Source organism: Microbacterium sp. SYP-A9085 (assembly GCF_009649635.1).
Classification (GTDB): Bacteria; Actinomycetota; Actinomycetes; order Actinomycetales; family Microbacteriaceae; genus Microbacterium.
In genome coordinates this window covers 188,269-213,658 of sequence record NZ_WJII01000005.1, presented here as the reverse complement: position 1 = coordinate 213,658, position 25,390 = coordinate 188,269, and the positions used below count along the sequence as shown (strand labels likewise).

Sequence of the window (25,390 nt, the reverse complement as noted above, 5' to 3'; positions counted from 1 at the left end):
ACAGGCATGGTCACGAGCACCGTCGAGAAGCTCAGCCCGACCCGCGTGAAGCTGCACATCAGCGTGACGCCCGACGAGCTTGGGCCCAGCATCAAGCACGCGTACGAGCACATCGCTCAGGACGTCCAGGTGCCCGGCTTCCGCAAGGGCAAGGTGCCGGCGCCGATCATCGACCAGCGCATCGGCCGCGGCGCCGTGATCGAGCACGCCGTCAACGAGGGCTTGGACCGCTTCTACCGCGAGGCCGTAAGCGCGCACGAGGTGCACACCGTGGGCCGGCCCAGCGCCGAGATCATCGAGTGGCCGAGCGAGAAGGACTTCACCGGCGACCTGAAGGTCGAGATCGAGGTCGACGTGCGGCCCGAATTCGACCTGCCCGACTACGAGGGCACCACCATCACCGTCGACGCCGCCGAGACGGACGAGGCCGCGGTCGATGCCGAGCTCGACCGCCTGCGCGGCCGCTTCGGCACGCTGATCACCGTGGACCGCCCGGCCAAGACGGGCGACTTCGTCGAGCTCGACCTCGTCGCCACGATCGACGACGCCGAGATCGACCGCGCCGAGGGTGTGTCGTACGAGGTGGGCTCGGGTGAGCTGCTCGAGGGCATCGACGAGGCTATCGAGTCGCTCACCGCCGGCGAGGACACAACGTTCCGCTCCACCCTGATCGGCGGCGACCACGCCGGTGAGGAGGCCCAGGTCGCGGTCACCGTCAAGGCCGTCAAGGAGCGCGAGCTTCCCGAGGCGGACGACGACTTCGCCCAGATCGCCAGCGAGTTCGACACCATCGCCGAGCTGCGCGAGTCCCTCGCCGGGCGCGTCGACCAGCAGGCCGTGTTCACGCAGGGCACCGCGGCGCGCGACAAGCTCGTCGAGGAGCTGCTCGCCAAGGTCGACATCCCGGTCCCCGCGCAGCTGGTCGAGGACCAGGTCCGCGAGCACCTCGAGCAGGAGGGGCGCCTGGAGGACGACGAGCACCGCGCCGAGGTCACGGAGGCCAGCGAGAAGCAGTTCCGCACCCAGGTGCTGCTGGACAAGATCGTCGAGAAGCACGACGTCCAGGTCTCGCAGGACGAGCTGACGCAGTACATCGTCCAGTCCGCCGCCCAGTACGGCGTCGCGCCGCAGGAGTTCGTCGAGGCCCTCCAGCAGAACGGCCAGCTGCCGGTCCTGGTCGGCGAAGTCGCCCGCAACAAGGCCCTCGCGGTCATGCTCGGCAAAGTCACGGTCGTCGACTCCGCGGGCAAGCCCGTCGACCTGACCGGCTTCATCGCCGTCGAGGACGAGGATGCCGCGGCCGGCGATGCCGCCGCGGACGACGCCCCGGGCGAGACCGCCGCCGCGGACGAGAAGCCCGCGAAGAAGGCGCCCGCCAAGAAGGCTCCGGCGAAGAAGGCTCCGGCCAAGAAGGCGGACGCCGAGCCGACCGAGAAGCCCGCGAAGAAGGCCCCCGCCAAGAAGGCGCCGGCGGCCAAGGCCGCGTCTGAGAAGGCCGCGGAGTAGGACCACCCGAGAAAGGGGCGGATGACCACGGTCGTCCGCCCCTTTCCGCTCCCGGAAGGACGAACATGGCCGACCTCATCGACGACTGGCAGCGACGCGTGGACGCGGTATGGCGGGACCGCACGCTCGACGACGCCGCGCGGATAGCGGCGATCGACGCGCTGGCCGCCGAGCTCGGCGACACGCACCCGGTGGCCCTTTTCGAACGCGCCGGCGTCCGCGACACCGCCGGCGCGGAGCTCGACGCCGAGCCGCTGTACCGGGCGGCGCTGGCGGCCGGGCTCGACCCCGCCCGCCGTACCCGCGCGGTGATCCAGCTGGCCAGCACCGTGCGCAACCTCGGCCGCGTCGAGGAGGCGCTCGGGATGCTGCGCGATGAATATGCCGCGACCCGCGGCGGCGCGCTGGCCGACGAGGCCGCCGCGTTCTACGCACTCGCCCTCGCCTCGTCCGGGGACGCCGTGCAGGCGGCATCCGTGGCCCTCACCGCCCTCGCCCCGCATCTGACCCTTTACACCCGCTCCGTCACCGGCTACGCCGCCGAGCTGCGCGACCCGCGGCCGCAGTGACCCGCGCGGCCGGGATGCCACGCCCGGCAGCCCGCCCGCTCTGCCCAGGGCGAACAGGGGCGGGTCGCCGTGCCCGCCCCGGTATGTTCGAAACACGCAACCGAATCAGGAGCAGGAATGGCTGAACCCCTTGTCGCGACCAGCGTCTTCGACAGGCTGTTGAAGGACCGCATCATCTGGCTGGGATCAGAGGTGCGCGACGACAACGCCAACGAGATCTGCGCGAAGATCCTCCTTCTCGCCGCAGAGGACTCCCAGAAGGACATCTACCTCTACATCAACTCGCCGGGCGGATCGATCACCGCCGGGATGGCGATCTACGACACGATGCAGTTCGTGCCCAACGACATCGTCACCGTCGGCATCGGGATGGCCGCGTCGATGGGTCAGCTGCTGCTGACCAGCGGAACCAAGGGGAAGCGCTACATCACCCCGAACGCCCGCGTCCTGCTGCACCAGCCGCACGGCGGGTTCGGCGGCACCGCCAGCGACATCCAGACCCAGGCGCAGCTGATCCTCGACATGAAGAAGCGTCTCGCCGAGATCACCGCGGCGCAGACCGGCAAGACCGTCGACCAGATCAACGCCGACGGCGACCGCGACCGCTGGTTCACGGCCGACGAGGCGCTCGACTACGGCTTCGTCGACCACATCCGCGAGCACGCCGAAGACGTGCACGGCGGCGGCGGAACCAACCAGTGAGACACGACGGAGACATGAGCATGCACACCCCCTCTTTCGGTCTTCCGATCACGCCCCGCGCGTTGCAGATGCCCTCGAGCCGGTACATCCTGCCGCAGTTCGAGGAGCGCACCGCCTATGGCTACAAGCGCCAGGACCCGTACAACAAGCTGTTCGAGGACCGCGTGATCTTCCTGGGCGTCCAGGTGGACGACGCGTCCGCCGACGACGTGATGGCGCAGCTGCTGGTCCTGGAAAGCCAGGACCCCGACCGCGACATCGTCATGTACATCAACTCGCCGGGCGGCTCGTTCACCGCGATGACGGCGATCTACGACACCATGCAGTACGTGTCGCCGCAGATCCAGACCGTGGTGCTCGGGCAGGCCGCCTCCGCCGCCGCCGTGCTCCTGGCCGCCGGCGCCCCCGGCAAGCGGCTCGCGCTGCCGAACGCCCGCATCCTGATCCACCAGCCCGCTGTCGGCGAGGCCGGGCAGGGGCAGGCGTCGGACATCGAGATCCAGGCGAACGAGATCATGCGGATGCGCACGTGGCTGGAGGAGACGCTCTCCAAGCACTCCAAGCGCACGCTCGACGAGGTGCACAAGGACATCGATCGCGACAAGATCCTGTCGGCCCAGGATGCCGTGGAGTACGGCCTGGTCGACCAGGTCCTGACCACGCGCAAGCGCGGGCAGACCGCTCTCACCGCGTAACGCGCATCCGCGCACAGGCCCCGTCGACCGCTCGGTCGACGGGGCCTTCCGCTGTCGGCAGAACCCGCGGCCGGCCTCGACATCTGCGCCGCCGCAATGCGTTCGGATGTCGCCGCCTGCGATTAGGCTCGAACGAGGCGGGCGCACCTGGCCCGCCGCAGACGAGGAGGGCCCATGGCACGCATCGGCGAAAGCGCTGACCTGTTCAAGTGCTCGTTCTGCGGAAAGAGCCAGAAGCAGGTGCAGCAACTGATCGCCGGTCCCGGTGTGTACATCTGCGATGAGTGCGTCGAGCTGTGCAACGAGATCATCGAGGAGCGGATGGCCGAGTCCGGCGACGGCACGGTCTCCGAGTTCGATCTTCCCAAGCCCCGCGAGATCTTCGCGTTCCTCGAGGAGTACGTGGTCGGTCAGGACGACGCCAAGCGCGCCCTCGCCGTCGCCGTGTACAACCACTACAAGCGGGTGCGCGCGCACGCGACGATCCAGTCCGCGGAGGAGCGGGCCGAGGAGATCGAGATCGCCAAGAGCAACATCCTGCTGCTCGGGCCCACCGGCTGCGGCAAGACCTACCTTGCGCAGACACTCGCGAAGAGACTGAACGTGCCGTTCGCCGTCGCCGACGCCACGGCGCTCACCGAGGCCGGGTACGTCGGGGAGGATGTCGAGAACATCCTGCTGAAGCTGCTGCAGGCCGCCGATTTCGACACGAAGCGCGCCGAGACCGGGATCATCTACATCGACGAGGTCGACAAGATCGCGCGCAAGGCGGAGAACCCCTCGATCACCCGGGATGTCTCCGGTGAGGGCGTGCAGCAGGCGCTGCTGAAAATCCTCGAGGGCACCGTCGCATCGGTGCCCCCGCAGGGCGGCCGCAAACACCCGCACCAGGAGTTCATCCAGATCGACACCACGAACGTGCTGTTCATCGTCGCCGGCGCGTTCGCCGGCCTCGAGGACATCATCTCGGCGCGCGTGGGCCGGCACGGTGTCGGATTCGGGGCCTCGCTGCACCGCAAGGACGAGGACCTCAACCTGTTCGGCGAGGTCCAGCCTGAGGATCTGCACAAATTCGGCCTGATCCCGGAGTTCATCGGGCGGCTCCCCGTCGTCGCGTCGGTGTCGCCGCTGGACCGCGAGGCGCTGATGGAGATCCTCACCACGCCGAAGAATGCGCTCGTCAAGCAGTATCAGCGGATGTTCCAGCTCGACGACGTGCAGCTGGAGTTCGAGCACGACGCACTGGAGGCGATCGCCGACCTCGCCGTGCTCCGCAAGACCGGTGCCCGCGGCCTGCGCGCGATCCTCGAGGACGTGCTCGGCCCGATCATGTTCGAGATCCCCTCGACTCGGGATGTCGACAAGGTGATCGTCACGCGCGCCGCCGTCGAGGAGGGCGCCGCACCCACGCTGGTGCTGCGGGAGAAGCGCCGCAAGAGCGCCTGAGGTCAGCCGCGCACGGCCTGCGCGATCAGGATGCGGTCGTCCGCGCGCGCCCATGTGGCGATGCGGTCGATGCGCAGTCCGAGCGGGGTGTACGCGCCCTGCAGGCGCTCCGGCGTCGCGAACGGGGCGTGGTCGCGCCGATAGGGGACCGCCTCGGGCTCGCCGTGCGGCGTGTGGTGGCCGGCGCTGACGAATGTCGCCGTGACGACCCGGCCGCCCGGGCGCAGAATGCGCGTCCACTCCGCAATGGCGAGTTGGGCATCGGGGAACAGGTGCAGCGCCGTGACGCACGTGACGAGGTCCGTGGACGCGTCTGCGATCGGCAGCGCGGCGGCATCCGCCTGCACCCACGCGGCGGACGGGAGCGCCGCGCGGGCCACCGCCAGCATGCCGCCGGAGATGTCGACGCCGGTGATCCGCAGCCCGGGATGCCGAGTCGCGAGCGCGCGGGCGACGAGCCCGGTGCCGGTCGCGACATCCACCACCACCTCGTCCTCGGCGACGTGCGCGAACTGCGCGGTCGACGTGGCGAGCGCGCGATGCATGGCGTTCGCGTCGTACTGCAGGGCCCGCGCGTCGAACGAGTCGCGGATCGCCGCCAGCTGCCCGTCGGTCATCGCGGTCAGCCCTCGAGCCCGCGGCGCTTCAGCAGCGGCTGGATGTCGGCATCCCGGCCCCGGAAGTCGCGGAACGCCTCGAGCGGGTCCTTCGCGCCGCCGACACCGAGCAGGCGGTCCCGGAACCTGTCGCCGTTGGCTCTCGTCAGCCCGCCGTTGTCCTTGAACCATTCGACGGTGTCGGCGTCGAGTACTTCGCTCCAGATGTACGAGTAGTACCCGGCGCTGTAGCCGCCGGAGAAGATGTGCTGGAAGTACGTCGAGGAGTAGCGGGTGGGGACGGCGGGGTTCGCAAGGCCGATGGATGCCAGGGCTGACGCCTCGAACGCCGCCACGTCGTCCACGGCGGCCGCCTCCGCCTCGGTCAGCGTGTGCCACGCCTGGTCGAGCCACGCTGCCGCCAGGTACTCGCTGGTCGCGAAGCCCTGGTTGAACGTCTCGGACGCGTGCAGCTTCTCGACCACCTCGGCCGGCAGCGGCGCGCCGGTGTCGATGTGCCGCGCGTAGTGGTCCAGGACCTCGGGCCACAGCATCCACATCTCGTTGACCTGGCTGGGGAACTCGACGAAGTCGCGGAACACCGCGGTGCCCGCGAAGTGCGGGTAGGTCACGGTCGCGAAAAGGCCGTGCAGGGCGTGCCCGAACTCGTGGAAGAGCGTGCTCACCTCGTCGAACGTGAGAAGTGTCGGCCGCCCGGCGGCGGGCTTGGGCACGTTGAGGTTGTTCACCACGACGGCCTGCGTGCCCAGGAGCGCCGACTGGTCGACGATGGCGTTCATCCACGCCCCGCCGCGCTTCGTGTCGCGCGTGTACAGGTCCAGGATGTACAGGCCCTGCGTCGACCCGTCCTCGTTGTGCACCTCGAACACGCGGGCGTCGGGATGGTACGCCTGCAGGTCTCCGCGCTCCGTGAACGTGATGCCGTACAGCTGTGTGGCCGCCCAGAACACGCCGTCCTGCAGCACGCGCTCGGCCTCGAACCACGGCCGCAGGGCCGCGGTGTCGATGGCGTACTCGGCCTGCCGAACCTTCTCGGTGTAGAACGCCCAGTCGTGCGCGGCCAGGGGGAAGGCATCCGGGCTTTCGTCGACGATCCGCTGCAGGGCGGCCTGCTCGCGCTGCGCGTTGCGCGCGGCGGGCGCCGCGAGGCGATGCAGCAGCTCGCTCACGGCCTGCGGTGTGCCGGCCGTCTCGTCCGCGGTGACGTACGCGGCGTGCGAGTCGTATCCGAGGAGCGCCGCGCGCTGCGCGCGCAGGCGCACGATCCGCCGCAGCACGTCGCGGTTGTCGTCGGGGTTCCCGCGCGAGCCGCGCGCGCGAGACGCGTCCATGATCCGCCGGCGCGCATCGCGGCCCCGCAGCCCGGCGAGATAGGGGTGTCCCGTGAACAGGGGCAGGGTGACCACGTATCGGCCGGAAAGGCCCCGGTCGGTGGCCGCGGATGCCGCAGCCGACAGTTCGCCGTCGCTGAGTCCGTCCAGGTCGCCGGCGTCGTCGAACACGACCGCGAGGTCGTTCGTGTCGGCCAGCAGGTGCTTGTCGAACAGCGTCGTCAGCGTGGACAGCTCCTTGTTCAGCTCCGTGACGGCGGCCTTCGCCTCGTCGTCCAGGCCCGCGCCCGCGTGCGTCATCTCCCGGTGCCAGCGCTGCACGAGGTATTGCTGCTCGGCGCCCAGGTCCAGCTCGTCGAGCCGGTCGTGCAGTGCGGTGATCCGCTCGTACAGCTGCGCGTCCAGCCGGACCGCGTCCTCGTGGGCGGCCATCAGCGGCGCGAGCTGCTCCTCGACCTGCTGGATCTCCGGCGTCGCGTCGGCGGAGGAGACCGTGTAGAACGCGCGCGCGACATCGCCGAGGAGGCGTCCGCTGCCCTCCAAGGGCACCATCGTGTTCTCGAACGTCGCCGCGGACCGCACACGCGTGATGGCGGCGATCTCCTCCAGGTGCTGCGCGAACGCGGCCTGGAACGCCGGCAGATAATGCGCCGGATCGATCAGCGCGTACGGCGGCAGACCGTAGGGAAGCGGACTGGGGGACAGCAGAGGGTTGGCCGAGGCATCCGTCATGGTCTCAGCGTAATCCGGGCGACCCGCATCACAAAGAATCTCTTGCAAAGAAGTTCTTGCAAAGGGATGAGTGCAAAGGTATCTTTGGAGCATGTCCGATGAGAGCAGATACCCCGACGGCGCCGAGCCCCGGCCCATCGACGGAGGAGCCCTGCGCGCCCTCGCTCACCCGCTGCGGATCGAGATCTACGACATCCTGTCCCAGTACGGTCCGCAGACCGCCAGCACGCTCGCGGAGCTGACCGGCGAGTCCACGGGATCGACGAGCTACCACCTGCGGGCCCTCGCCAAGCACGAGCTGATCCGCGAGGTCGAGGGGCGGGGCAACGCGCGCGAGCGCTGGTGGGAGCGTCCCAAGGGGTCCGTGACGTTCGGCAGCCCCGAGGGGATGAAGACCCCGGCCGGGCGCGCCGCGACGCAGTTCGTGATGAACGAGTTCTTCACGCGCCGGCACGAGCAGCTGATGCGCTACATCGCCGACGGGCTGCGCAACCCCGACGAGGTCGAGGACACCGGCATGATCACGACCGCCACCGCGCGGCTGACCCCCGAGCAGATGAAGGGCCTGACGACGCGGCTCACCGCGATCATCGACGAGGTCGTGGCCGAGCACCGCGACCAGGTCGGCGACGACGTGCGGACCGTGACGATCCGTGCCGACGTGTTCGCCCTTCCCGAGAAAGGACCACGGACATGACCGCGATGACAACCCGGGCTCTCCCGGTGCGGCCGTATCTGGCGCCGCCGACGTTCGTCGAGCGGATGCTGCTGTCCGGCGCGCGCGCCCTCGAGGCATCCGCCCTGCGTCGGATGGCCCGGCGCCAGCTGGACGCCCGGCGCGCCGTCGACGGCTTCGACCCCGTCGAGCAGCGGCGCGCGCACATGGCCGACGCGTACCGGCGCCGCTGAGGCTCGCGACTTAGGCGAACCCGTCCTCGTCATCGTGCCGGACGACGACTGCGCCGGCGTGATCGACGGTCACGATGATTCCGACGTCGAGCTCGGCGACGGGCCGGCCCTCCAGCCAGGTGAGCGTCCACCGGGCCGCGCCCCGCTCGGTCGGGGGCAGGTCGGCCTCGACGGACCGCAGCTGCGCGACGAACTCCGGCGTCAGCCGCGCCGGCGGCTCTGCGCCGGCGGCCCAGCGAGTGCCCAGCTGCATGTCAGGCCTCCTGGATAGCGAGTTCGATCGCGGCCACGCCGAGGTCGTCCGCCGTCGCGTACGAGGCCTCCGCGATCCGGCCGACGGCCTTCAGGTCGCCCTCCGCGAGCCGGATCGCGGCCAGCGCATCCTCGGGCCCGGCGATCGTGACGTGCGCGACCGGGGTCTTCTGCGACGCCTTCGCCTCGGTCTTCGCGCGCCGGATCCCCACGAGCGCCGCGCTCACGGCCACCAGGACCGCCGGGTCGCCGTCGAGCCCGAGCGGCTCGGGCCAGGCGGCGCGGTGGATCGAGCCGTCCTCGAACCACGACCAGGCCTCCTCGGCCGCGAACACGAGAACGGGTGCCAGCAGGCGCAGCAGCGTCGACAGCGCGAGCCGCAGGGCGAGGGCGGCCGAGGCCTGGCCCACGTCGGTGCGGTCGTAGGCGCGCTCCTTGACGAGCTCGAGATAGTCGTCGCAGAACGTCCAGAAGAACGCCTCGGTGACCTCCAGCGCCCGGGCGTGGTCGTACGCCTGGTACGCCTTCGTCGCCTCGCGCACGACGCCGTCGAGCGTCGCCAGCATCGAGGCGTCCAGCGCGTGCGTGACCTCGGCCCCGTCGGGGACCGGGAACGACAGCACGAACTTCGCCGCGTTCAGCACCTTGATCGCGAGGCGCCGCCCGATCTTGACCTGGGTAGGATTCTGCGGGTCGAACGCCGCGTCGGCGCCCAGCCGGCTGGATGCCGCCCAGTACCGCACCGCGTCCGTGCCGTGCTGGTCCAGGATGTCGGCGGGCGTGACGACGTTGCCCTTCGACTTGGACATCTTCTTGCGGTCCGGGTCAACGATGAACCCGGAGATCGCCGCGTCGGACCAGGGCGCGCGGTGGTCCTCGAGGGCGCTGCGCAGCATCGTCGAGAACAGCCAGGTGCGGATGATGTCCTGTCCCTGCGGACGCAGGTCGAACGGGGCGACCATGCTCCACAGTTCGTCGTCGCGCTGCCAGCCGCCGGCCAGCTGCGGGGTCAGCGACGATGTCGCCCACGTGTCGAAGATGTCCTTCTCGGCGACGAACCCGCCCGGCACGCCGCGCTGCGCCTCGGTGTACCCGGGCGGCACGTCGGTCGTGGGATCCACGGGCAGGGCGGCCAGATGCGGGGGTAGCACGCGGTCGTGATCGGGCTCGCCGTCCGCGTCCAGCGCGTACCAGAGCGGGATCGGCACCCCGAAGAAGCGCTGCCGTGACACGAGCCAATCGCCGGTCAGGCCGTTCGTCCAGTTCTCGTACCGCACCCGCATGAAGTCCGGATGCCACGCCATGCCCTGTCCGAGGGCTATCAGCGTGTCGCGCACGGCCCCATCCCGGGCGCCGTTGCGCAGGTACCACTGCCGCGTGGAGACGATCTCCAGCGGCCGGTCGCCCTTTTCGAAGAACTTCACGGCGTGGCTGAACGGTTTGGACACGTTCTTCAGGTCGCCAGACGCCTCCAGCAGCTCGACGATCACCTTGCGGGCGCTGAACACCGTCTTGCCCACCAGCTGCGCATACGCCGCGGCGCCGGCATCCGAGGTGATCGCGTCCGGGGTCTCGGCGAGGATTCGTCCGTCCTTGCCGATGATCGTCCGGTTGGGCAGGTCCAGCTCGCGCCACCACACGATGTCGGTGACGTCGCCGAATGTGCAGATCATCGCGATGCCCGAGCCCTTGTCCGGCTGGGCCAGGGGATGGGCGAGCACGGGAACCTCGACATCGAACAGCGGCGTGCGCACCGTGGTGCCGAACAGCGGCTGGTACCGCTCGTCATCGGGGTGGGCGACCAGGGCCACGCACGCCGGCACGAGCTCGGGTCGCGTGGTCTCGATGAGCACGTCCCCGGTCCCGTCAGCGCGGTGGAACGCGACGCGATGGAAGGAGGCCTGCTGGTCGCGATCCTCGAGCTCGGCCTGGGCTATCGCCGAGCGGAAGTCGATGTCCCACAGGGTGGGGGCCAGGGCCTGGTACGCCTCACCGCGCTCCAGGTTGCGCAGGAACGCCAGCTGGCTCGTGCGCATCGTCTCATCCGAGATGGTGCGGTACGTCTGCGTCCAGTCCACGGACAGACCGAGCTGGCGGAACAGGCTCTCGAACTGCTTCTCGTCCTCGAGCGTGAGCCGCTCGCACAGCTCGATGAAGTTGCGGCGGCTGATCGGCTGCTGGTCGGCGGCCTTGCTGCTCTTGTTCGTGCCGCCTTCGTACGGCGGGGTGAAGTCCGCCTCGTACGGCAGCGACGGGTCGCACCGCACGCCGTAGTAGTTCTGCACGCGGCGTTCGGTGGGCAGGCCGTTGTCATCCCAGCCCATCGGGTAGAACACCACCTTGCCGCGCATCCGCTCGAAGCGGGCCTTCAGATCGGTGTGCGTGAACGAGAAGACGTGCCCGATGTGCAGGCTCCCGGACGCGGTCGGCGGAGGCGTGTCGATCGAGTACACGCCGTTGCGGCCCTTGGCGCGGGCGGAATCGCGGTCGAACAGGTACGTGCCCTGCTCGCGCCACTGCGCGTCCCACTTCACTTCGAGACCCTCGAGGGCGGGCTTGTCGGGAATGTGCGCGTCGGCCATGGGTCTCCTTGAGCGATATGGGCGGCACTGTGTGAGCGTGCCTGAGTGTGGGATGCCCCTTCATCTTATGCGGGTGGCCCGGGATGCCGCGGCCCGGCGGCGGCGTGCGGTCAGGTCCGGCGGCGGCGCACCATGCCGACGATCACGATGCCGAGCCCCAGCAGCAGCACGGCCACGCCGAGCGGCGCGACGGACGGCGCCGCATCGGTCGCGGCCGTCTCCAGCAGGGCGAGCGGTGTCGCGGTCGCCGTGGCGGTGGGGGCGGGTGGAGCGGATGCCGCGGACACGGCGGCGGTCGGCGTGGGCGTCGCGGCAGGTGTGACGGCGGGCGTCGGGGCGGGTGCCGACCGGGCCTGTGCGGACGCCGGCCCCGCGGGCCGGTTCGGCGCGGGCGGGGCGTTGTGCGCGGGGGCCGGGGCCGCCTTCGGCGGGGCCTTCGCCGGCGGTGCGGCGGGTTTCGGCGCGGCCGTCGCGTACTTCGCGAACACCTCGACGCCCCAGACCTGGCCGTTCGCGACGAGGAAGGCGACGCCGACGTGCGTATAGTCGCCCAGGATGTTGGCGCGGTGACCGGGGGAGGCCATCCACGCCGCCTCCATCGCCTCCGGGGTGGGCTGGCCCATCGCGACGTTCTCGCCGAGGGCGCGCCACCCCGCAGGCGCCTGGGTCGCGAGGTTCGGGTTGTGCGACATCCGGCCGCTGTCGGCCATGTGGTGCGCCCACGTCACCGCGATGGCGTCCAGGGACGCGCTGCGCGCGAGTGCGGGCACCCCATGGGCGGCGCGATCGCGGTTGACGAGGGATGCGAGGGTTCCGCTGCCGCTCGCGAACGCCGGAGAGGCGAGGCCGAGCAGCGTGAGAGCGGCGGTGAGGATGATCGCGACGACGGCGACCGGGCGGCGGTAGGTGCGGGAGCGGGCAGCCGGTGCGGTCGTCGTCATCCCAGTCCTATCCGTTGGGGGCGGTGTCGGATGCCGCGCCGACGGCGCGCAGCTGACCCTCATCCTGCCTGATCCAGGGCGAATTCCGGTGCGCGACCCACGCTGCGACCAAAGTGATCGCAGAGAGGATCGCGAGCACTATCCCGGGGTGCCACCAGGCGAAGCCGGTCGCGTCGCCGAGCGCGAGCGTGATCAGGGGGATGAACCCGCTGATCGTGGCGGCGATCGCGTAGGCGATCGACAGGGCGGAGTAGCGGAAGTGGTCGGGGAACAGGTCGTCCATGAGCCCGCCGAGGGCCGCCCACGACATCGTCGGAAGGATGCCGCCGATGATCATCGTGCCCACGAGGATCGGGAACGTCGCGAACTGAAGCATCCAGTACATCGGGAACGTGATCAGCAGCGTGCCCAGCGCGCCCCACAGCACGACGCGCGCGGAGCTGCGTCGGCTCGCCCAGGCGCCGAACAGCGGGATGGTGATGAACTGCAGCAGCGCCCCGATCGTCGTGGCGATCAGCAGGTCCTGGAACGCGAACCCGAGATGGGCGACGCCGTAGTTGATCGTGTACGTGTTCATCAGCGAGTAGGAGCCGATCCCGAGCAGCGCCGCACCGATGGCGACGATCAGCGCGATGGGCCGCTGCCGGAACACGGTGGCCACCGGCATCCGGTCCCGGCGTCCCTCGGTGACGACGCGGCGGAACACCGGCGTCTCGTCGATCGACCAGCGCAGGTAGAGGGAGACCGCGAGCAGCGGGATCGCCAGCAGGAACGGGATGCGCCAGCCCCAGCTGGCGAGGGCCTCCGCGGGCATCGTCGCGGCCATCACGAGGAACACCGTCGCCGACAGCGTCGAGCCCGCGGGTGAGCCGAGCTGGGGGATCGCCGCATAGAACGCGCGCGAGACGCGGCCGGAGTGCTCGGTGGCCAGCAGGATCGACCCGCCCCATTCGCCGCCCAGGGACAGGCCCTGCACGACGCGCAGCAGGACCAGGAGCACGGCGCCGAGCCACGCCGCCTGCCCGAACGTGGGCAGCAGGCCGATGAGCCCGGTCGCGACGCCCATGATGCCGACGGTCCACAGCAGCGTGGCGCGGCGGCCGAGGCGGTCGCCCATGTGGCCGAAGATCACGGCGCCGATCGGGCGCACCACGAACGCGACCGCGATCGTCGAGAACGCGGCGAGCGTCGAACCCACCGGGCCGAGCGGGTCGAAGAACAGGGGGCCGATGAAGTACGCCGAGAAGTAGGCGAACACGTAGAAGTCGAACGACTCCAGGGACGTGCCCACCATGGACGCCCAGGCGACGCGTCGGGTGGGGGCGGTGGATGTCGGGGGCACCGTGGTTGCTGTGGTCACGGGGATCCATCATGCCACCTGGCGGGCATACCTGGACGCGGTACATCAATTGGAGGGTGAGCGCCGGGCCCCTCCCCGTGCGCTCCCTCTGCCCGTGCCTCTGCCCCTGCCCCTCGCCGTGCCTCTGCCCCTGCCCCTCGGCCGAGCCGAGGAGAATGGCCGAGCAGAGGGGGGTTTCGCATGCTCTGGTCCTCGCCTGGTCCAATCCCCTCGGCTCGGTCGAGGAAATGCGGGATGCCGCGCCCGGCGGCGGCTCCTCCCCAGGCCCGCCACTGTCCACACATGGGCGAATCCCGCACCGGACGGGTCGCTGCCGCGGCAGTGTTCACTGCATGCAGAACCGAATCGATGCCGTGGTGCGCCAGGTGCGCAACCGGGGCGGGGTAGTCCGCAGCCAGACCCTCGTGCGCGCCGGCATCGACAAGCACGACATCGAGGCAGCGATCCGCGCCGGAGTTCTCGTCCGCGAGAGACGCGTGTGGGTCGCGACGCCGGATGCCGACACGATGCTGCGGTTCGCGGCGCGTGCCGGTGTCATCCTCTCGTGCGTGACGCAGGCGAAGCGGCTCGGGCTGTGGGTGCTCGAGGCGTCGACGGTGCACGTGGCGTGTGGAGCGCACGCGGGCATGGTCGCGGTGCCGGGCGGCGTTCTGCACCGGTTCGCTCCGCTGGTGCCGCGCAATCCGAACGCCCTCGTCGACGCTGTCGAGAACGTGCTGCAGGCGGTCGCGCTGTGCCAGCCCTACGAGGCGGCGCTCGCCATCTGGGACAGCGCGATGAACAAGGGGCTCATCGACATCAAGAAGCTCGAGCGGCTGCCGTTCCGTGGGCAGGCGCGGGCGCTCGTGACGGCCGTCGTGCCCTTCCATGATTCCGGGCTCGAGACGTTCATCTACCCTCGGCTGAGCTGGCTGAACGTGCCGATCCACGCGCAGTCGTGGCTGTACGGGCACCGCGTGGACTTCCTCATCGGGGAGCGACTCGTCCTCCAGATCGACGGAGGCCACCACGTCGGTGCGCAACGAGCGGCCGATCTCGCCCATGACGCGGAGCTGATGCTGCGCGGCTACTTCGTCATCCGGGTGGGGTACGACGACGTGATCAACCACTGGCCCGAGGTGCAGGAGCGGATCCTCGCCGCGATAGCGCAAGGCCTGCACCTGGCCGCGTGACGGCATCCCGCCCCTCGTCTCAGCCGACCCGGAGATGCCCGCTGGCCCTGACATCCCGGAACTCCTCGGCTCGGCCGAGGGGAATGGCCGAGCAGAGGACCGATTGCGGCAAGACTGTCCTCGCGTCGGCCGATCTCCTCGGCTCGGCCGAGGGCTGGGGCCGGGGCGCCGGGCGCGAGGAGGAGGGGGCCGGCGCGCCGGGCGCGCTGGGGCCGGCGCGCCGGGCGCGAGGAGGAGGGGCCGGCGCGCCGGGCGCGAGGGGGTGGGGGCCGGCGCAGCCGCGTGGGTGGACAGGGCACGGCGAAGGCGTGGGATGCCGCGGCCGGCCGCCCCGGCGCATAGACTGGGCAGACAGGCATCGATCCGGTCATCACCGGGGAGCTCTCGGAAGAACGGCGCAAGCCCAGTAGAACCGAGCGGGGCAGGCCCGTCACAGCCGCCGTGAAAGGGGAGCGTACGCCGCGGGCGTGCGCTCACGCGGGGTGGTACCGCGGCTCGGTGCTGAAGTGGACCGGGTCGTCCCGGCGCAGAAGATCCGAGCCCTGCGAGACGCCCATGCCCTACCCCCGCGAATCCGCCTTCGGCCCCGCCGCGGACCTCGTCCCGAGCCCCCGGTTCCCCCAGATCGAGCGCGACACCCTCGCGTTCTGGGACAGCGACGACACGTTCCGGGCATCCATCGCGCAGCGCGACGGCGCGCAGGAGTGGGTGTTCTACGACGGCCCGCCGTTCGCGAACGGGCTCCCGCACTACGGGCACCTGCTCACCGGGTATGCCAAGGACGTGTTCCCGCGCTTCCAGACAATGCGCGGCATGAAGGTCGACCGCGTGTTCGGCTGGGACACCCACGGCCTTCCCGCCGAGCTCGAGGCGATGAAGCAGCTCGGGATCACCGAGAAGGACGAGATCGAGCGGATGGGCATCGCCACCTTCAACGAGAAGGCGCGCAGCTCGGTGCTCGAGTACACCCGCGAATGGCAGGACTACGTCACCCGCCAGGCGCGCTGGGTCGACTTCGACCGCGGCTACAAGACCCTGGACACGTCGTTCATGGAGTCCGTGCTGTGGGCGTTCAAGACCCTGTACGACAAGGGCCTCGCGTACGAGGGCTACCGCGTGCTGCCCTACTGCTGGCGCGATGAGACGCCGCTGTCCAACCACGAGCTGCGCATGGACGACGACGTCTACCAGATGCGGCAGGACCCGTCGGTGACCGTCACGTTCCCGCTTACCGGCCCGAAGGCGGCCGCGATCGGCATCGAGGGCGTGCGCGCCCTGGCCTGGACCACCACGCCGTGGACCCTCCCGACGAACCTCGCGCTCGCCGTGGGGCCCGACATCCCGTACGTCGTCGTCCCCGCCGGTCCGGACGGCGCGCGCGACGGTGGCGAGCACCGCTACCTGCTGGCGCGGGACCTGCTCGGCGGCTACGCGAAGGACCTCGGCTATCCGTCCGCGGATGCCGCCGCCGCGGCCGTCGTGCAGACGATCGCCGGTTCCGACCTCGCCGACGTCACGTACGAGCGCCTGTTCGATTACTACGCGGATGTCGACGCGTACGGCACGCAGAACGCCTGGCGGGTCCTCGTCGACGACTACGTCACGACGACCGACGGCACCGGCATCGTCCACCAGGCGCCCGCCTACGGCGAGGACGACCAGCGGGTCACCGGCGCCCACGGCATCCCGGTGGTGCTGAGCCTCGACGACGGCGGGCGGTTCCTGCCGCAGGTGGCGGATGTCGCCGGCCAGCTGTGGATGGATGCGAACCGTCCGCTCATCCGGCTCCTGCAGCAGCGCGGGCGGCTGCTGCGCGAGGCCAGCTACGAGCACTCGTACCCGCACTGCTGGCGCTGCCGGAACCCCCTCATCTACCGCGCCGTCTCCAGCTGGTTCGTGCGCGTGACCGACATCAAGGACCGGATGCTCGCGAACAACGCGCAGATCACCTGGGTGCCTGAGAACGTGAAGGACGGGCAGTTCGGCAAGTGGCTCGAAGGCGCCCGGGACTGGTCGGTGAGCCGCAACCGGTACTGGGGATCGCCGATCCCGGTGTGGCGCAGCGACGACCCGGAGCACCCGCGCATCGACGTGTACGGCTCGCTCGCCGAGCTCGAACGCGATTTCGGCAGGCTGCCGACGGGCCCGGACGGCACCGTCGACCTGCACCGCCCGTACATCGACGAGCTCACCCGTCCGAACCCCGACGACCCGACCGGCCGCAGCACGATGCGCCGGATCGAGGACGTGTTCGATGTGTGGTTCGACTCGGGGTCGATGCCGTACGCGCAGGTGCACTACCCGTTCGAGAACCAGGAATGGTTCGACTCGCACGCGCCCGCAGACTTCATCGTCGAGTACATCGGGCAGACGCGCGGCTGGTTCTACGTGATGCACGTGCTGTCCACGGCCCTGTTCGACCGCCCCGCGTTCACCGGCGTGAGCTGCCACGGCATCGTGCTCGGCAGCGACGGACAGAAGATGTCGAAGTCGCTGCGCAACTATCCCGACGTGTCCGAGGTGTTCGACCGCGACGGGTCCGACGCCATGCGCTGGTTCCTGATGTCCAGCTCGGTGCTGCGCGGCGGCAACCTCGTCGTCACCGAGGAGGGCATCCGCGCCGGCGTGCGCGAGTTCCTGCTGCCGCTGTGGAACGCCTGGTACTTCTTCGCCACGTATGCGAACGCGGCCCGCCCGGGCGGCTACCACGCGCAGTGGCGGACCGACTCGACGGATGTCCTGGACCGCTACATCCTCTCGCTCACCGGCCGCCTGGTGACGGACGTCGCCGCGGACCTGGAGGGCCTGGACTCGACGACCGCGACCGAGCGGCTGCGCGACTTCGCCGAGGCGCTCACGAACTGGTACATCCGCCGGTCCCGCGACCGGTTCTGGCTGGGCGTGGACGACGCCGACTCGCGCACCACGGAGGCGTTCGACACGCTGTACACGGTCCTGGAGACCGTCTGCCGCGTCGCGGCGCCGCTGATCCCGCTCGTGTCCGAGCGGGTCTGGCAGGGGCTGACCGGGGGCCGCAGCGTGCACCTCACCGACTGGCCGGACGCGGCCGCGTTCGACCCCGCCGACGAGATCCGCACGGCAATGGATGCCGCGCGTGAGGTGTCCTCGATCGCGAACGCCCTCCGCAAGAAGGAGGGCAAGCGCGTGCGGCTCCCGCTGCCGGCGCTGTCGGTCGTGACGACGGATGCCGCGGCCCTCGCCGCCTATGAGGACATCCTGCGGGACGAGCTGAACGTGAAGGGCGTCGCCCTGATCGAACTGGGCGCGTCCACGGCATCCGAGTACGGGATCACGCACCGGCTGAGCGTGAACGCCCGGGCCGCCGGCCCACGCCTGGGCAAGCAGGTGCAGCAGGTCATCCGGGCCGCGAAGGCGGGGGGCTGGAGCGAGCGGGACGGCGTCGTGACCGCGGGCGGGATCGCCCTCGAGCCCGCCGAGTACGACCTCGTGCTGGAGACGACCGGCCGACCGGACGGGGAGGCGCTCGCGCTGCTCCCGCGCGGCGGATTCGTCCTGCTGGAGACCGCCACGACCCCCGAGCTGGAGGCGGAGGGGCTGGCGCGCGACGTCATCCGCGCCGTGCAGGACACCCGAAAGGCGGCCGGCTTCGACGTGAGTGACCGCATCCGCCTGGAGCTGCTGTTCGCGAGCACCGCGGACGGGGACGCCGTCGCCGACGCTTTCGCGGTCGCCGGCGTCGCCGAGGAGACGCTCGCGGTCGAGCACGACCTGAAGGTCGTCGGTCGCGACGTCCACTTCGCCGACGACCTCGCCGAGCAGCCCGATAGCTGGTCCGGCGAGACCCTCGCCGGCGTCGCGTTCGAGCGGCCGCCGCATCACGTCGCGTCGTTCCCGGCGCGAGCATTCGCCAACACAGGCCCGTTCTGGGTCGCGGTCACGAAGGTTGAGGCATCCGTATGAACGATCGCGAGCGCGCAGACGCCGTCTACGCCGAGCTCCTCAAGCGGCAGGGCGAGCGGTGGGTGCAGCCGCGGGTCGAGCGCACCCGGCGCGTGCTGGAGCTGCTGGACGACCCGCAGCGCACGTATCGCGTCGTTCACATCACGGGAACCAACGGTAAGACGTCCACGGCGCGGATGATCGAGAGCCTGGTCCGCGCGCACGGCCTGCGCACCGGACTGTTCACGAGCCCGCACCTGGAGCGCTTCACCGAGCGGATCATGATCGACGGCGCCCCCGCAGACGACGGCGTCGTTGCCGACGCGTGGGACGAAATAGTGCCGTTCATCGGGATCGTGGATGCCGAGCTGGAGGCGGCCGGGGACGCTGCCCTGACGTTCTTCGAGATCCTCACGGTGCTCGCGTTCGTGGTGGCCGCGGACGCCCCCGTCGATGTGCTCGTCCTCGAGGTGGGGATGGGCGGCTCGTGGGATTCCACGAATACCGCCGACGGCGAGGTCGCCGTGTTCGCGCCCATCGACATGGACCACGCCGATCGTCTGGGGGACACGATCGAGAAGATTGCGACGGTCAAGTCCGGGATCATCAAGGACGGCGCCGCCGTCGTGTCCGCGCGGCAGCGGCCCGAGGCCGAGCGGGTGCTGCGGGCCGCCGCCGCCGCCCGCGGCGCGACGATAGCGTTCGAAGGCGAGGAGTTCGCCCTCGTCGAGCAGCGCCTCGCCGTCGGCGGGCAGCAGATCACGCTGCGCGGCCTGGCGGGCGTCTACCCCGACGAGTACCTGCCGCTGTACGGCGCGCACCAGGGGTTCAACGCCGCGCTGGCCGTCGCCGCCGTGGAGTCGCTGATCGGCGGCGGGACCACGCCGATCCCGGCCGGCATCGTCACAGACGGGCTCGCCGGGGCGACCTCGCCCGGCCGGCTGCAGCTGCTGGGCACCGCGCCGACCGTGCTCGTGGACGCCGCGCACAACCCGCACGGGGCGCACTCGCTGCGGGCCGCGCTGCGAGAGTCGTTCGACTTCGACGAGTGGGGTCTGGTGTTCGGCGTGTTCGCCGACAAGGACGCCGCGGGGATCGTCGATGAGCTGTCGACGGTCGTCTCCCGCGTGTTCGCCACCTCGCCGGAGTCCGAGCGGGCGCTGGATGCCGACGCCGTCGCCGATCTCGTGGAGGGGGCGGGCCTTCCGGTCACCGTGCACCCCGACCTCTCCGACGCGGTGGACGCGGCGCGGGAGTGGGCCGCGGCATCCGATCGCCGCGCCGTCGTGATCGCGGGGTCGATCGTGCTGGCGGGGCAGGCCGTGGTGCTGTCGGCTGCCGAGGACTGGAAGGCCGGGTGGCACGGGTGACCGGCACCGCGCGCCCCCGCCGCCGTCGCGGCGCCGCCGAGTCGCTCGGGCAGATAGTCCTCGTGTTCGAGTCGATCATCGTGTTCCTCGCGGGCCTGGTGGTCTTCGGCCTGAAGGCGCTGCCCGCCGGCATCCCGGACTGGTGGGGGATCGTCGGCGGTGCCGTCGCCGCCGTCCTGATGCTGCTCGTCGGCGGCTTGCTGCGTCACCGGTGGGCGCTCGTGCTCGGCTGGGTGCTGCAGGTCGTGGTCGCCCTCGCCGCGTTCCTGGTGCCGGCGATCGTCGTGGTCGCGGTGGTTTTCGGGGGAATGTGGGCGTATGCGACGATCAAGGGGGCGTCCCTGGACCGCCGCAACGCGCGGCTCGCGTCGGAAGCGGACTCTGCGAATGGAGAATGACATGGCCACCGAAGAGACCCTCGTCCTGGTCAAGCCCGACGGCGTCGCACGCGGACTGACCGGCACTATCCTCGCGCGCGTCGAGGCGAAGGGCTACTCGCTCGTCGATCTGCGCCTGGTCGAACCGGACCGGGAGCGCCTCGAGCAGCACTACGCCGAGCACGCCGGAAAGCCGTTCTACGAGCCGCTGCTCGAGTTCATGATGCAGGGCCCGTCGGTGGCGATCCGCCTGGCGGGCGAACGGGTCATCGAGGGCTTCCGGTCGCTGGCCGGCACCACGGATCCGACGACGGCGGCGCCCGGCACCATCCGCGGCGACTTCGGAAGGGACTGGGGGCTCAAGGTGCAGCAGAACCTGGTACACGGCTCCGACAGCCCGGAGTCGGCGGCCCGCGAGCTTCAGATCTGGTTCGGCTGAGGCGGCCGGGTCACCCGAAGATGGTCTGCAGGATGTTCGGGATGGCGTCCAGGCGGAGCTGGGCCATCAGCACCACGATGCCGTAGCCGAGGATCGTCATCAGCGGCACCCAGGCCATCAGCCGGTCCGCGACGCGGCGGCCTCCTGCCGACATCGGCACCACCCCGGAGCGCAGCAGGTGCACGGTGACCGCGAAGAACGACGGGATCGTCACCGCCCACGTCACCATGCACCATGGGCACAGCGTGCCCAGCACGAAGATGCTCTGGAAGATCAGCCAGCCGACGAATCCGATAGCGAAGACGAACCCGGCCCAGAAGGTCCACCAGAACCAGGCGGCGAAGCGGGCGCCGGCGAGGATCGCGAACCCCACGACGATCGGGGCGACCCAGCAGGCCACGCCGATCAGCGGATTCGGGAAGCCGAAGGCGTTGCCCTGAGGCGACTCGATGTTCTTGCCGCACTGCACGAGCACGCTGAAATCGCACGATGCGCTCGAGCCGGGATGCTCCAGCAGGAAGATCTTCTCCAGGGTGAGCTGGAACGCCGCCCACCATCCGATCACCGCCGCGATGATCAGCCAGATGGCCAGACCTTTCGGGTGCGTGTGCGTCTGCGGCATGGCCGGATTATGGCATCCGCCGCTATGGAGCCGGGCGCGGCAGGCCGTGATAGCCCGCCACTCCGCCTCGCCGGAGCGCTCGCTTCGCACTTTCCGGCCGGGAAGTGCGATAATGACCTGAGATGCATTCGCGGCCGCGCCGCGAGTCCATCGCCGAGACTTCGGGCGACGAAAGCCCTTCGCAGCAGCGCCGTGAGCCTGTTGCAGACCGAGTGAGTTCGCGGCCCCCTCCCGGAGCGGGACGGCGCCGCACGAGATTTCGCCGGGTGACGCGCGGTGTCACCCGCAGGGAGTACGCCGGTGACGGTCGATGAGAACAACGAGACCCGTGACGATCAGCAGGCAGGGGATGCGGCAGGCGAGGGGCCAGCGGCGCTGACCCCGGACGCCTCGCCCACGGCGGTGACGCCCGACGACGCGGCGCCCGTTGCCGAGCCGAGCGCTGAGCCGTCAGTGGATGCCGCGGAGCAGCCCACCGCGGAAGAGCCTGCCGCGGCGGAGGATGTCGCGGCAGAGCCTGCCGTGGACGAGCCCGCGACGGACGAGCCCGCCGCGGACGAGCCCGTAACGGACGAGCCCGCAACGGACGAGCCCGCAACGGACGAGCCCGCAACGGAAGAGCCCGCCGCGGCGGAGGATGTCGCGGACGAGCCCGCAACGGACGAGCCCGGTGCCGAAGAGCTCGCCGCGCCGAGCGCGGTGAGCCTCGGCCTGCTGCCGGAGACGTTCGTGTCCGCGGTCTCGACGGACCTGCACTTCTACGCCCCGCAGATAGCGCTGCTGCCCCCGCTGCCGGTCGAGCCGAAGCCTGCCGAGCCGAACGGCTCCCGTCGGCGCAACCGTCGTCGCGGTGGGGACACTGAGGACACCCGCGAGCGCATCGTCGAGGTGGTCACCGAGCCGCAGCGCATCAAGGGATCCACGCGGCTGGAGGCCAAGAAGCAGCGTCGCCGTGACGGCCGCGAGGCCGGGCGTCGCCGTCCCGTGGTGACGGAGGCCGAGTTCCTCGCCCGCCGCGAGTCCGTCGACCGCGAGATGATCGTGCGCTCCAAGAACGGCCGCATCCAGATCGGCGTCCTCGAGGACAAGGTCCTCGCCGAGCACTACGTCGCCCGCAGCCAGGACGCCTCGCTGATCGGCAACGTGTACCTCGGGCGCGTCCAGAACGTCCTGCCCAGCATGGAGGCCGCGTTCGTCGACATCGGGCGCGGACGCAACGCCGTCCTGTACTCCGGCGAGGTGGACTGGGATGGCGTGGAGACCGGCAACCAGCCACGTCGCATCGAACTGGCGCTGAAGAGCGGCGACCGGGTCCTCGTCCAGGTGACGAAGGACCCCGTCGGCCACAAGGGCGCCCGCCTGACGAGCCAGATCTCACTGCCCGGCCGCTACCTCGTGTACGTGCCCGGCGGGGCGATGAACGGCATCTCGCGCAAGCTTCCCGACACCGAGCGGGCGCGGCTCAAGCGCATTCTCAAGGAGGTGCTGCCGGAGTCGTCCGGCGTCATCGTGCGTACGGCCGCGGAGGGCGCGACCGAAGAGCAGCTGACCCGTGACGTCCAGCGGCTCACCGCGCAGTGGGAGCACATCAGCCGCCTCGTCGAGACGACGCAGGCGCCGACGCTGCTGCACTCCGAGCCGGACCTGCTCGTGAAGATCGTCCGGGATGTCTTCAACGAGGACTTCTCGACCATGCTGATCCAGGGCGAGGACGCGCACAACACGATCTCCAGCTACCTGCAGGCGGTCGCGCCGGACCTGCTCGAGCGCGTCGGCCGGTACGAGGGTGACGGTGATCCGTTCGACGAGTTCCGGATCACGGAGCAGATCGAGAAGGCGCTGGACCGGAAGGTGTGGCTGCCCTCGGGCGGATCGCTCGTGATCGACCGCACCGAGGCGATGACCGTCATCGACGTGAACACCGGCAAGTTCGTGGGCACCGGCGGGAACCTCGAGGAGACCGTCACGAAGAACAACCTCGAGGCGGCCGAGGAGATCGTCCGTCAGCTGCGGCTGCGCGACATCGGCGGGATCATCGTCGTGGACTTCATCGACATGGTGCTCGAGTCCAACCGCGACCTCGTGCTGCGCCGCCTCGTGGAGTGCCTGAGCCGGGACCGCACGAAGCACCAGGTGGCCGAGGTGACGTCGCTGGGACTCGTGCAGATGACCCGCAAGAAGATCGGGCTCGGCCTGGTCGAGACGTTCAGCGAGCCGTGCGAGGTGTGCGCAGGCCGCGGGATCATCGTGCACCACGACCCGGTGGTCAAGCACCGCGCCCCCGCAGGCGGTTCGCGCCGCTCACGGCCGGCCGTGCCGACCACGACGCCGGTCGGTGCGACGCACGTGATCACCGAGGGTGCGAAGTCCGCGCTCGCGCAGATAGTGGCATCCACGATCCACCCCGTCGAGGGCGAGGATGTCACGGCCGCGGACGAGCCGGAGCCCGCCGAGCAGCCCGCTGTGGAGCGTCCTAAGAAGCGGAAGAAGCGCAAGGAGAAGGACGCGGGTCGATCGCACGAGCCGAAGACCGAGCGCGACATCCTGCTGGACTCGGTGCTGGACGCCCTCCCCGAGCCGAAGGCTCCCGGTCAGGGGCGCTCGCGTCGCCGGGTCACGACGGCGGCGCTGACCGGCACCCCGGTGCCGACGGGCACGGAGGACTGACGGCCCGGCTCACCGCCGGTCACGGGCCCGCACCCGCAGGCCCGAGGCGATGAGCCGGCGCACGAGCTCATGGCCGTCCACGTGCTCGGCGCCCGCGGCCACGAGCCGCGCGTGCGCGTCGGCGGGGACGTCGTAGTGATCGACGTCGAACGCGCGCCGGGGGATGCCGTTGCGCTGCGCGAATGCGTGCAGCTCGTCCAGCGAGCTGTCCGTGACCAGGTGCGCCCACAGCCGGCCGTGTGCCGGCCAGCGGGGGTCGTCGATCAGGATCGCCACGGGCTCGATCCTAGAACTCCGGGCGTGTTTTGCCGGGTGCCCCGGTATCCGGTAAAGTGGACCCCTGGTGCATCCGGTCGTGCCGCTCCCCGCGTGCGTCGGCCGGCCCGGACCGTGTCCGGGCCGTTCCCGCACCGTGACTTCATCTTTCCCACGGGCGCAGCCTCGCAAGAGAGCAGAGTCTCCAAAGAGAGCAGAGTCTCGAAAGACAACCGGAGCCGTGCGCTCCCAGACGAAACAGGTGTGAAGTGGTTTACGCAGTTGTGCGCGCCGGTGGCCGGCAGGAGAAGGTCGAGGTCGGCTCGATCGTCGTCCTGGACCGTCAGAAGGCCCAGGTCGGCGACACCCTCGAGCTGCCGGCGCTACTCCTGGTGGACGGCGACGCCGTGACCAGCGACGCCGCGAAGCTGGCCAAGGTCACCGTCACCGCCGAGGTGCTCGGCGAGGAGCGCGGCCCCAAGATCGTGATCCAGAAGTTCAAGAACAAGACCGGCTACAAGAAGCGCCAGGGACACCGTCAGGACCTCACGCGCGTCAAGGTCACCGGCATCAAGTAGGCCCCGGCATCCGGTAGGCAGAGAGAAGACGCGAGATGGCACATAAGAAGGGCGCAAGCTCCACCCGCAACGGCCGTGACTCCAACGCCCAGCGCCTGGGTGTGAAGCGCTTCGGCGGGCAGGCCGTGAGCGCCGGCGAGATCATCGTCCGCCAGCGCGGCACCCACTTCCACCCCGGCGTGAATGTCGGGCGCGGCGGAGACGACACGCTGTTCGCGCTGTCGGCGGGCGCCGTCGAGTTCGGCACCAAGGGCGGCCGCAAGGTCGTCAACATCGTCGCAGCCGCGGAGTGATCCCGGCTCGAGCGTGATTTCTGCGAGGGGCGGGCTTCGGCTCGCCCCTCGCGG

The 25,390-nt window shown here is 70.4% G+C and carries 23 protein-coding genes; 15 read left to right on the top strand and 8 right to left on the bottom strand.

Translation table 11 applies throughout. The annotated features are described in order from the left end of the window. Positions 1 to 6 precede the first annotated feature (6 nt). The 5 genes from tig to clpX all read left to right on the top strand — a co-directional run bounded on the left by tig (position 7) and on the right by clpX (position 4,918). Positions 7 to 1,506, top strand: a complete 1,500-nt coding sequence (gene tig / locus GH740_RS11480) for a trigger factor (RefSeq protein WP_153746219.1) — start codon at positions 7 to 9, stop codon at positions 1,504 to 1,506. Between the two features lie 65 nt (positions 1,507 to 1,571). Beyond that, positions 1,572 to 2,075 (top strand): tetratricopeptide repeat protein, encoded by a 504-nt coding sequence (locus tag GH740_RS11475; protein WP_153746218.1) that lies wholly within the window; start codon positions 1,572 to 1,574, stop codon positions 2,073 to 2,075. A 117-nt stretch (positions 2,076 to 2,192) separates the two neighbouring features. Beyond that, positions 2,193 to 2,777 (top strand): ATP-dependent Clp protease proteolytic subunit, encoded by a 585-nt coding sequence (locus tag GH740_RS11470; protein WP_153746217.1) that lies wholly within the window; start codon positions 2,193 to 2,195, stop codon positions 2,775 to 2,777. Positions 2,778 to 2,797: 20 nt separating this feature from the next. After that, on the top strand, positions 2,798 to 3,472 hold the full coding sequence (locus GH740_RS11465; protein WP_153746216.1) for an ATP-dependent Clp protease proteolytic subunit: 675 nt from the start codon (positions 2,798 to 2,800) through the stop codon (positions 3,470 to 3,472). 174 nt (positions 3,473 to 3,646) lie between these two features. Beyond that, complete coding sequence (gene clpX, locus GH740_RS11460) at positions 3,647 to 4,918, top strand: ATP-dependent Clp protease ATP-binding subunit ClpX (protein WP_153746215.1); 1,272 nt, start codon at positions 3,647 to 3,649, stop codon at positions 4,916 to 4,918. A 2-nt stretch (positions 4,919 to 4,920) separates the two neighbouring features. Here clpX and GH740_RS11455 read toward each other — a convergent pair whose 3' ends face one another. Both GH740_RS11455 and GH740_RS11450 read right to left on the bottom strand, forming a co-directional pair. Then, positions 4,921 to 5,535, bottom strand: a complete 615-nt coding sequence (locus tag GH740_RS11455) for a methyltransferase domain-containing protein (RefSeq protein WP_153746214.1) — start codon at positions 5,533 to 5,535, stop codon at positions 4,921 to 4,923. Positions 5,536 to 5,540: 5 nt separating this feature from the next. Beyond that, a complete protein-coding gene (locus GH740_RS11450) occupies positions 5,541 to 7,598 on the bottom strand; it encodes a M3 family metallopeptidase (RefSeq protein WP_153746213.1) in 2,058 nt (685 codons plus the stop codon). Between the two features lie 91 nt (positions 7,599 to 7,689). Here GH740_RS11450 and GH740_RS11445 point away from each other — a divergent pair, with 91 nt between their 5' ends. After that, positions 7,690 to 8,295, top strand: coding sequence for a helix-turn-helix domain-containing protein (locus GH740_RS11445; RefSeq protein WP_153746212.1), 606 nt, complete (start codon positions 7,690 to 7,692; stop codon positions 8,293 to 8,295). Beyond that, positions 8,292 to 8,507, top strand: a complete 216-nt coding sequence (locus GH740_RS11440) for a hypothetical protein (RefSeq protein ID WP_153746211.1) — start codon at positions 8,292 to 8,294, stop codon at positions 8,505 to 8,507. The genes GH740_RS11445 and GH740_RS11440 overlap by 4 nt, the downstream gene beginning before the upstream one ends. Positions 8,508 to 8,517: 10 nt before the next feature. Here GH740_RS11440 and GH740_RS11435 read toward each other — a convergent pair whose 3' ends face one another. The 4 genes from GH740_RS11435 to GH740_RS11420 form a co-directional block, all read right to left on the bottom strand. After that, positions 8,518 to 8,760, bottom strand: coding sequence for a hypothetical protein (locus GH740_RS11435; RefSeq protein WP_153746210.1), 243 nt, complete (start codon positions 8,758 to 8,760; stop codon positions 8,518 to 8,520). A 1-nt stretch (position 8,761) separates the two neighbouring features. Next, a complete protein-coding gene (gene valS, locus GH740_RS11430) occupies positions 8,762 to 11,341 on the bottom strand; it encodes a valine--tRNA ligase (protein ID WP_153746209.1) in 2,580 nt (859 codons plus the stop codon). Positions 11,342 to 11,451: 110 nt separating this feature from the next. Next, the gene (locus tag GH740_RS11425; RefSeq protein WP_172978358.1) at positions 11,452 to 12,282 is read right to left on the bottom strand and encodes a CAP domain-containing protein; all 831 of its coding nucleotides are present in this window, start codon (positions 12,280 to 12,282) and stop codon (positions 11,452 to 11,454) included. 7 nt (positions 12,283 to 12,289) lie between these two features. Further along, positions 12,290 to 13,642 carry an MFS transporter gene (locus tag GH740_RS11420; RefSeq protein ID WP_367641510.1) on the bottom strand — a complete coding sequence of 451 codons (1,353 nt, stop codon included), beginning with the start codon at positions 13,640 to 13,642 and terminating at the stop codon, positions 12,290 to 12,292. A 332-nt stretch (positions 13,643 to 13,974) separates the two neighbouring features. Between GH740_RS11420 and GH740_RS11415 the strand changes: the two genes are divergently transcribed. The 5 genes from GH740_RS11415 (at position 13,975) to ndk (ending at position 20,921) form a co-directional block, all read left to right on the top strand. Continuing rightward, positions 13,975 to 14,814: an endonuclease domain-containing protein gene (locus GH740_RS11415; protein WP_153746207.1), complete on the top strand. Its 840-nt coding sequence runs from the start codon at positions 13,975 to 13,977 to the stop codon at positions 14,812 to 14,814. A gap of 555 nt (positions 14,815 to 15,369) precedes the next feature. Next, the gene (gene ileS / locus GH740_RS11410; protein ID WP_153746206.1) at positions 15,370 to 18,756 is read left to right on the top strand and encodes an isoleucine--tRNA ligase; all 3,387 of its coding nucleotides are present in this window, start codon (positions 15,370 to 15,372) and stop codon (positions 18,754 to 18,756) included. Next, positions 18,753 to 20,105 carry a folylpolyglutamate synthase/dihydrofolate synthase family protein gene (locus GH740_RS11405; RefSeq protein ID WP_153746205.1) on the top strand — a complete coding sequence of 451 codons (1,353 nt, stop codon included), beginning with the start codon at positions 18,753 to 18,755 and terminating at the stop codon, positions 20,103 to 20,105. The genes ileS and GH740_RS11405 overlap by 4 nt, the downstream gene beginning before the upstream one ends. Then, positions 20,093 to 20,503 carry a DUF4233 domain-containing protein gene (locus GH740_RS11400; protein ID WP_367641509.1) on the top strand — a complete coding sequence of 137 codons (411 nt, stop codon included), beginning with the start codon at positions 20,093 to 20,095 and terminating at the stop codon, positions 20,501 to 20,503. Before GH740_RS11405 ends, GH740_RS11400 begins: the two co-directional genes overlap by 13 nt. Before the next feature lies 1 nt (position 20,504). Beyond that, positions 20,505 to 20,921: a nucleoside-diphosphate kinase gene (gene ndk / locus GH740_RS11395; protein ID WP_153746204.1), complete on the top strand. Its 417-nt coding sequence runs from the start codon at positions 20,505 to 20,507 to the stop codon at positions 20,919 to 20,921. Positions 20,922 to 20,931: 10 nt separating this feature from the next. Here ndk and GH740_RS11390 read toward each other — a convergent pair whose 3' ends face one another. Further along, positions 20,932 to 21,543, bottom strand: coding sequence for a vitamin K epoxide reductase family protein (locus GH740_RS11390; RefSeq protein ID WP_153746203.1), 612 nt, complete (start codon positions 21,541 to 21,543; stop codon positions 20,932 to 20,934). A gap of 300 nt (positions 21,544 to 21,843) precedes the next feature. Here GH740_RS11390 and GH740_RS11385 point away from each other — a divergent pair, with 300 nt between their 5' ends. After that, positions 21,844 to 24,210: an Rne/Rng family ribonuclease gene (locus GH740_RS11385; RefSeq protein WP_367641508.1), complete on the top strand. Its 2,367-nt coding sequence runs from the start codon at positions 21,844 to 21,846 to the stop codon at positions 24,208 to 24,210. 9 nt (positions 24,211 to 24,219) lie between these two features. On the opposite strand, the gene GH740_RS11380 is transcribed toward GH740_RS11385, so the two are convergent. Then, on the bottom strand, positions 24,220 to 24,486 hold the full coding sequence (locus GH740_RS11380; RefSeq protein WP_367641507.1) for a DUF4031 domain-containing protein: 267 nt from the start codon (positions 24,484 to 24,486) through the stop codon (positions 24,220 to 24,222). A gap of 248 nt (positions 24,487 to 24,734) precedes the next feature. Between GH740_RS11380 and rplU the strand changes: the two genes are divergently transcribed. Together rplU and rpmA are read left to right on the top strand one after the other, a co-directional pair. Next, on the top strand, positions 24,735 to 25,043 hold the full coding sequence (gene rplU, locus GH740_RS11375) for a 50S ribosomal protein L21 (RefSeq protein ID WP_367641506.1): 309 nt from the start codon (positions 24,735 to 24,737) through the stop codon (positions 25,041 to 25,043). 35 nt (positions 25,044 to 25,078) lie between these two features. Next, positions 25,079 to 25,336 carry a 50S ribosomal protein L27 gene (gene rpmA / locus GH740_RS11370; protein WP_153746202.1) on the top strand — a complete coding sequence of 86 codons (258 nt, stop codon included), beginning with the start codon at positions 25,079 to 25,081 and terminating at the stop codon, positions 25,334 to 25,336. The last annotated feature ends 54 nt before the right edge of the window (positions 25,337 to 25,390 follow it).

Excerpts from the sequence above, each read along its gene's own strand:
- GH740_RS11440 (WP_153746211.1), top strand. The coding sequence starts at position 8,292 with ATGACCGCGATGACAACCCGGGCTCTCCCGGTGCGGCCGTATCTGGCG.
- GH740_RS11415 (WP_153746207.1), top strand. The coding sequence starts at position 13,975 with ATGCAGAACCGAATCGATGCCGTGGTGCGCCAGGTGCGCAACCGGGGC.
- GH740_RS11405 (WP_153746205.1), top strand. The coding sequence starts at position 18,753 with ATGAACGATCGCGAGCGCGCAGACGCCGTCTACGCCGAGCTCCTCAAG.
- GH740_RS11445 (WP_153746212.1), top strand. The coding sequence starts at position 7,690 with ATGTCCGATGAGAGCAGATACCCCGACGGCGCCGAGCCCCGGCCCATC.
- tig (WP_153746219.1), top strand. The coding sequence starts at position 7 with ATGGTCACGAGCACCGTCGAGAAGCTCAGCCCGACCCGCGTGAAGCTG.
- rpmA (WP_153746202.1), top strand. The coding sequence starts at position 25,079 with ATGGCACATAAGAAGGGCGCAAGCTCCACCCGCAACGGCCGTGACTCC.
- GH740_RS11475 (WP_153746218.1), top strand. The coding sequence starts at position 1,572 with ATGGCCGACCTCATCGACGACTGGCAGCGACGCGTGGACGCGGTATGG.
- GH740_RS11390 (WP_153746203.1), bottom strand. The coding sequence starts at position 21,543 with ATGCCGCAGACGCACACGCACCCGAAAGGTCTGGCCATCTGGCTGATC.
- GH740_RS11470 (WP_153746217.1), top strand. The coding sequence starts at position 2,193 with ATGGCTGAACCCCTTGTCGCGACCAGCGTCTTCGACAGGCTGTTGAAG.
- GH740_RS11425 (WP_172978358.1), bottom strand. The coding sequence starts at position 12,282 with ATGACGACGACCGCACCGGCTGCCCGCTCCCGCACCTACCGCCGCCCG.
- GH740_RS11465 (WP_153746216.1), top strand. The coding sequence starts at position 2,798 with ATGCACACCCCCTCTTTCGGTCTTCCGATCACGCCCCGCGCGTTGCAG.
- valS (WP_153746209.1), bottom strand. The coding sequence starts at position 11,341 with ATGGCCGACGCGCACATTCCCGACAAGCCCGCCCTCGAGGGTCTCGAA.
- ndk (WP_153746204.1), top strand. The coding sequence starts at position 20,505 with ATGGCCACCGAAGAGACCCTCGTCCTGGTCAAGCCCGACGGCGTCGCA.
- GH740_RS11435 (WP_153746210.1), bottom strand. The coding sequence starts at position 8,760 with ATGCAGCTGGGCACTCGCTGGGCCGCCGGCGCAGAGCCGCCGGCGCGG.
- ileS (WP_153746206.1), top strand. The coding sequence starts at position 15,370 with ATGCCCTACCCCCGCGAATCCGCCTTCGGCCCCGCCGCGGACCTCGTC.
- GH740_RS11455 (WP_153746214.1), bottom strand. The coding sequence starts at position 5,535 with ATGACCGACGGGCAGCTGGCGGCGATCCGCGACTCGTTCGACGCGCGG.
- clpX (WP_153746215.1), top strand. The coding sequence starts at position 3,647 with ATGGCACGCATCGGCGAAAGCGCTGACCTGTTCAAGTGCTCGTTCTGC.
- GH740_RS11450 (WP_153746213.1), bottom strand. The coding sequence starts at position 7,598 with ATGACGGATGCCTCGGCCAACCCTCTGCTGTCCCCCAGTCCGCTTCCC.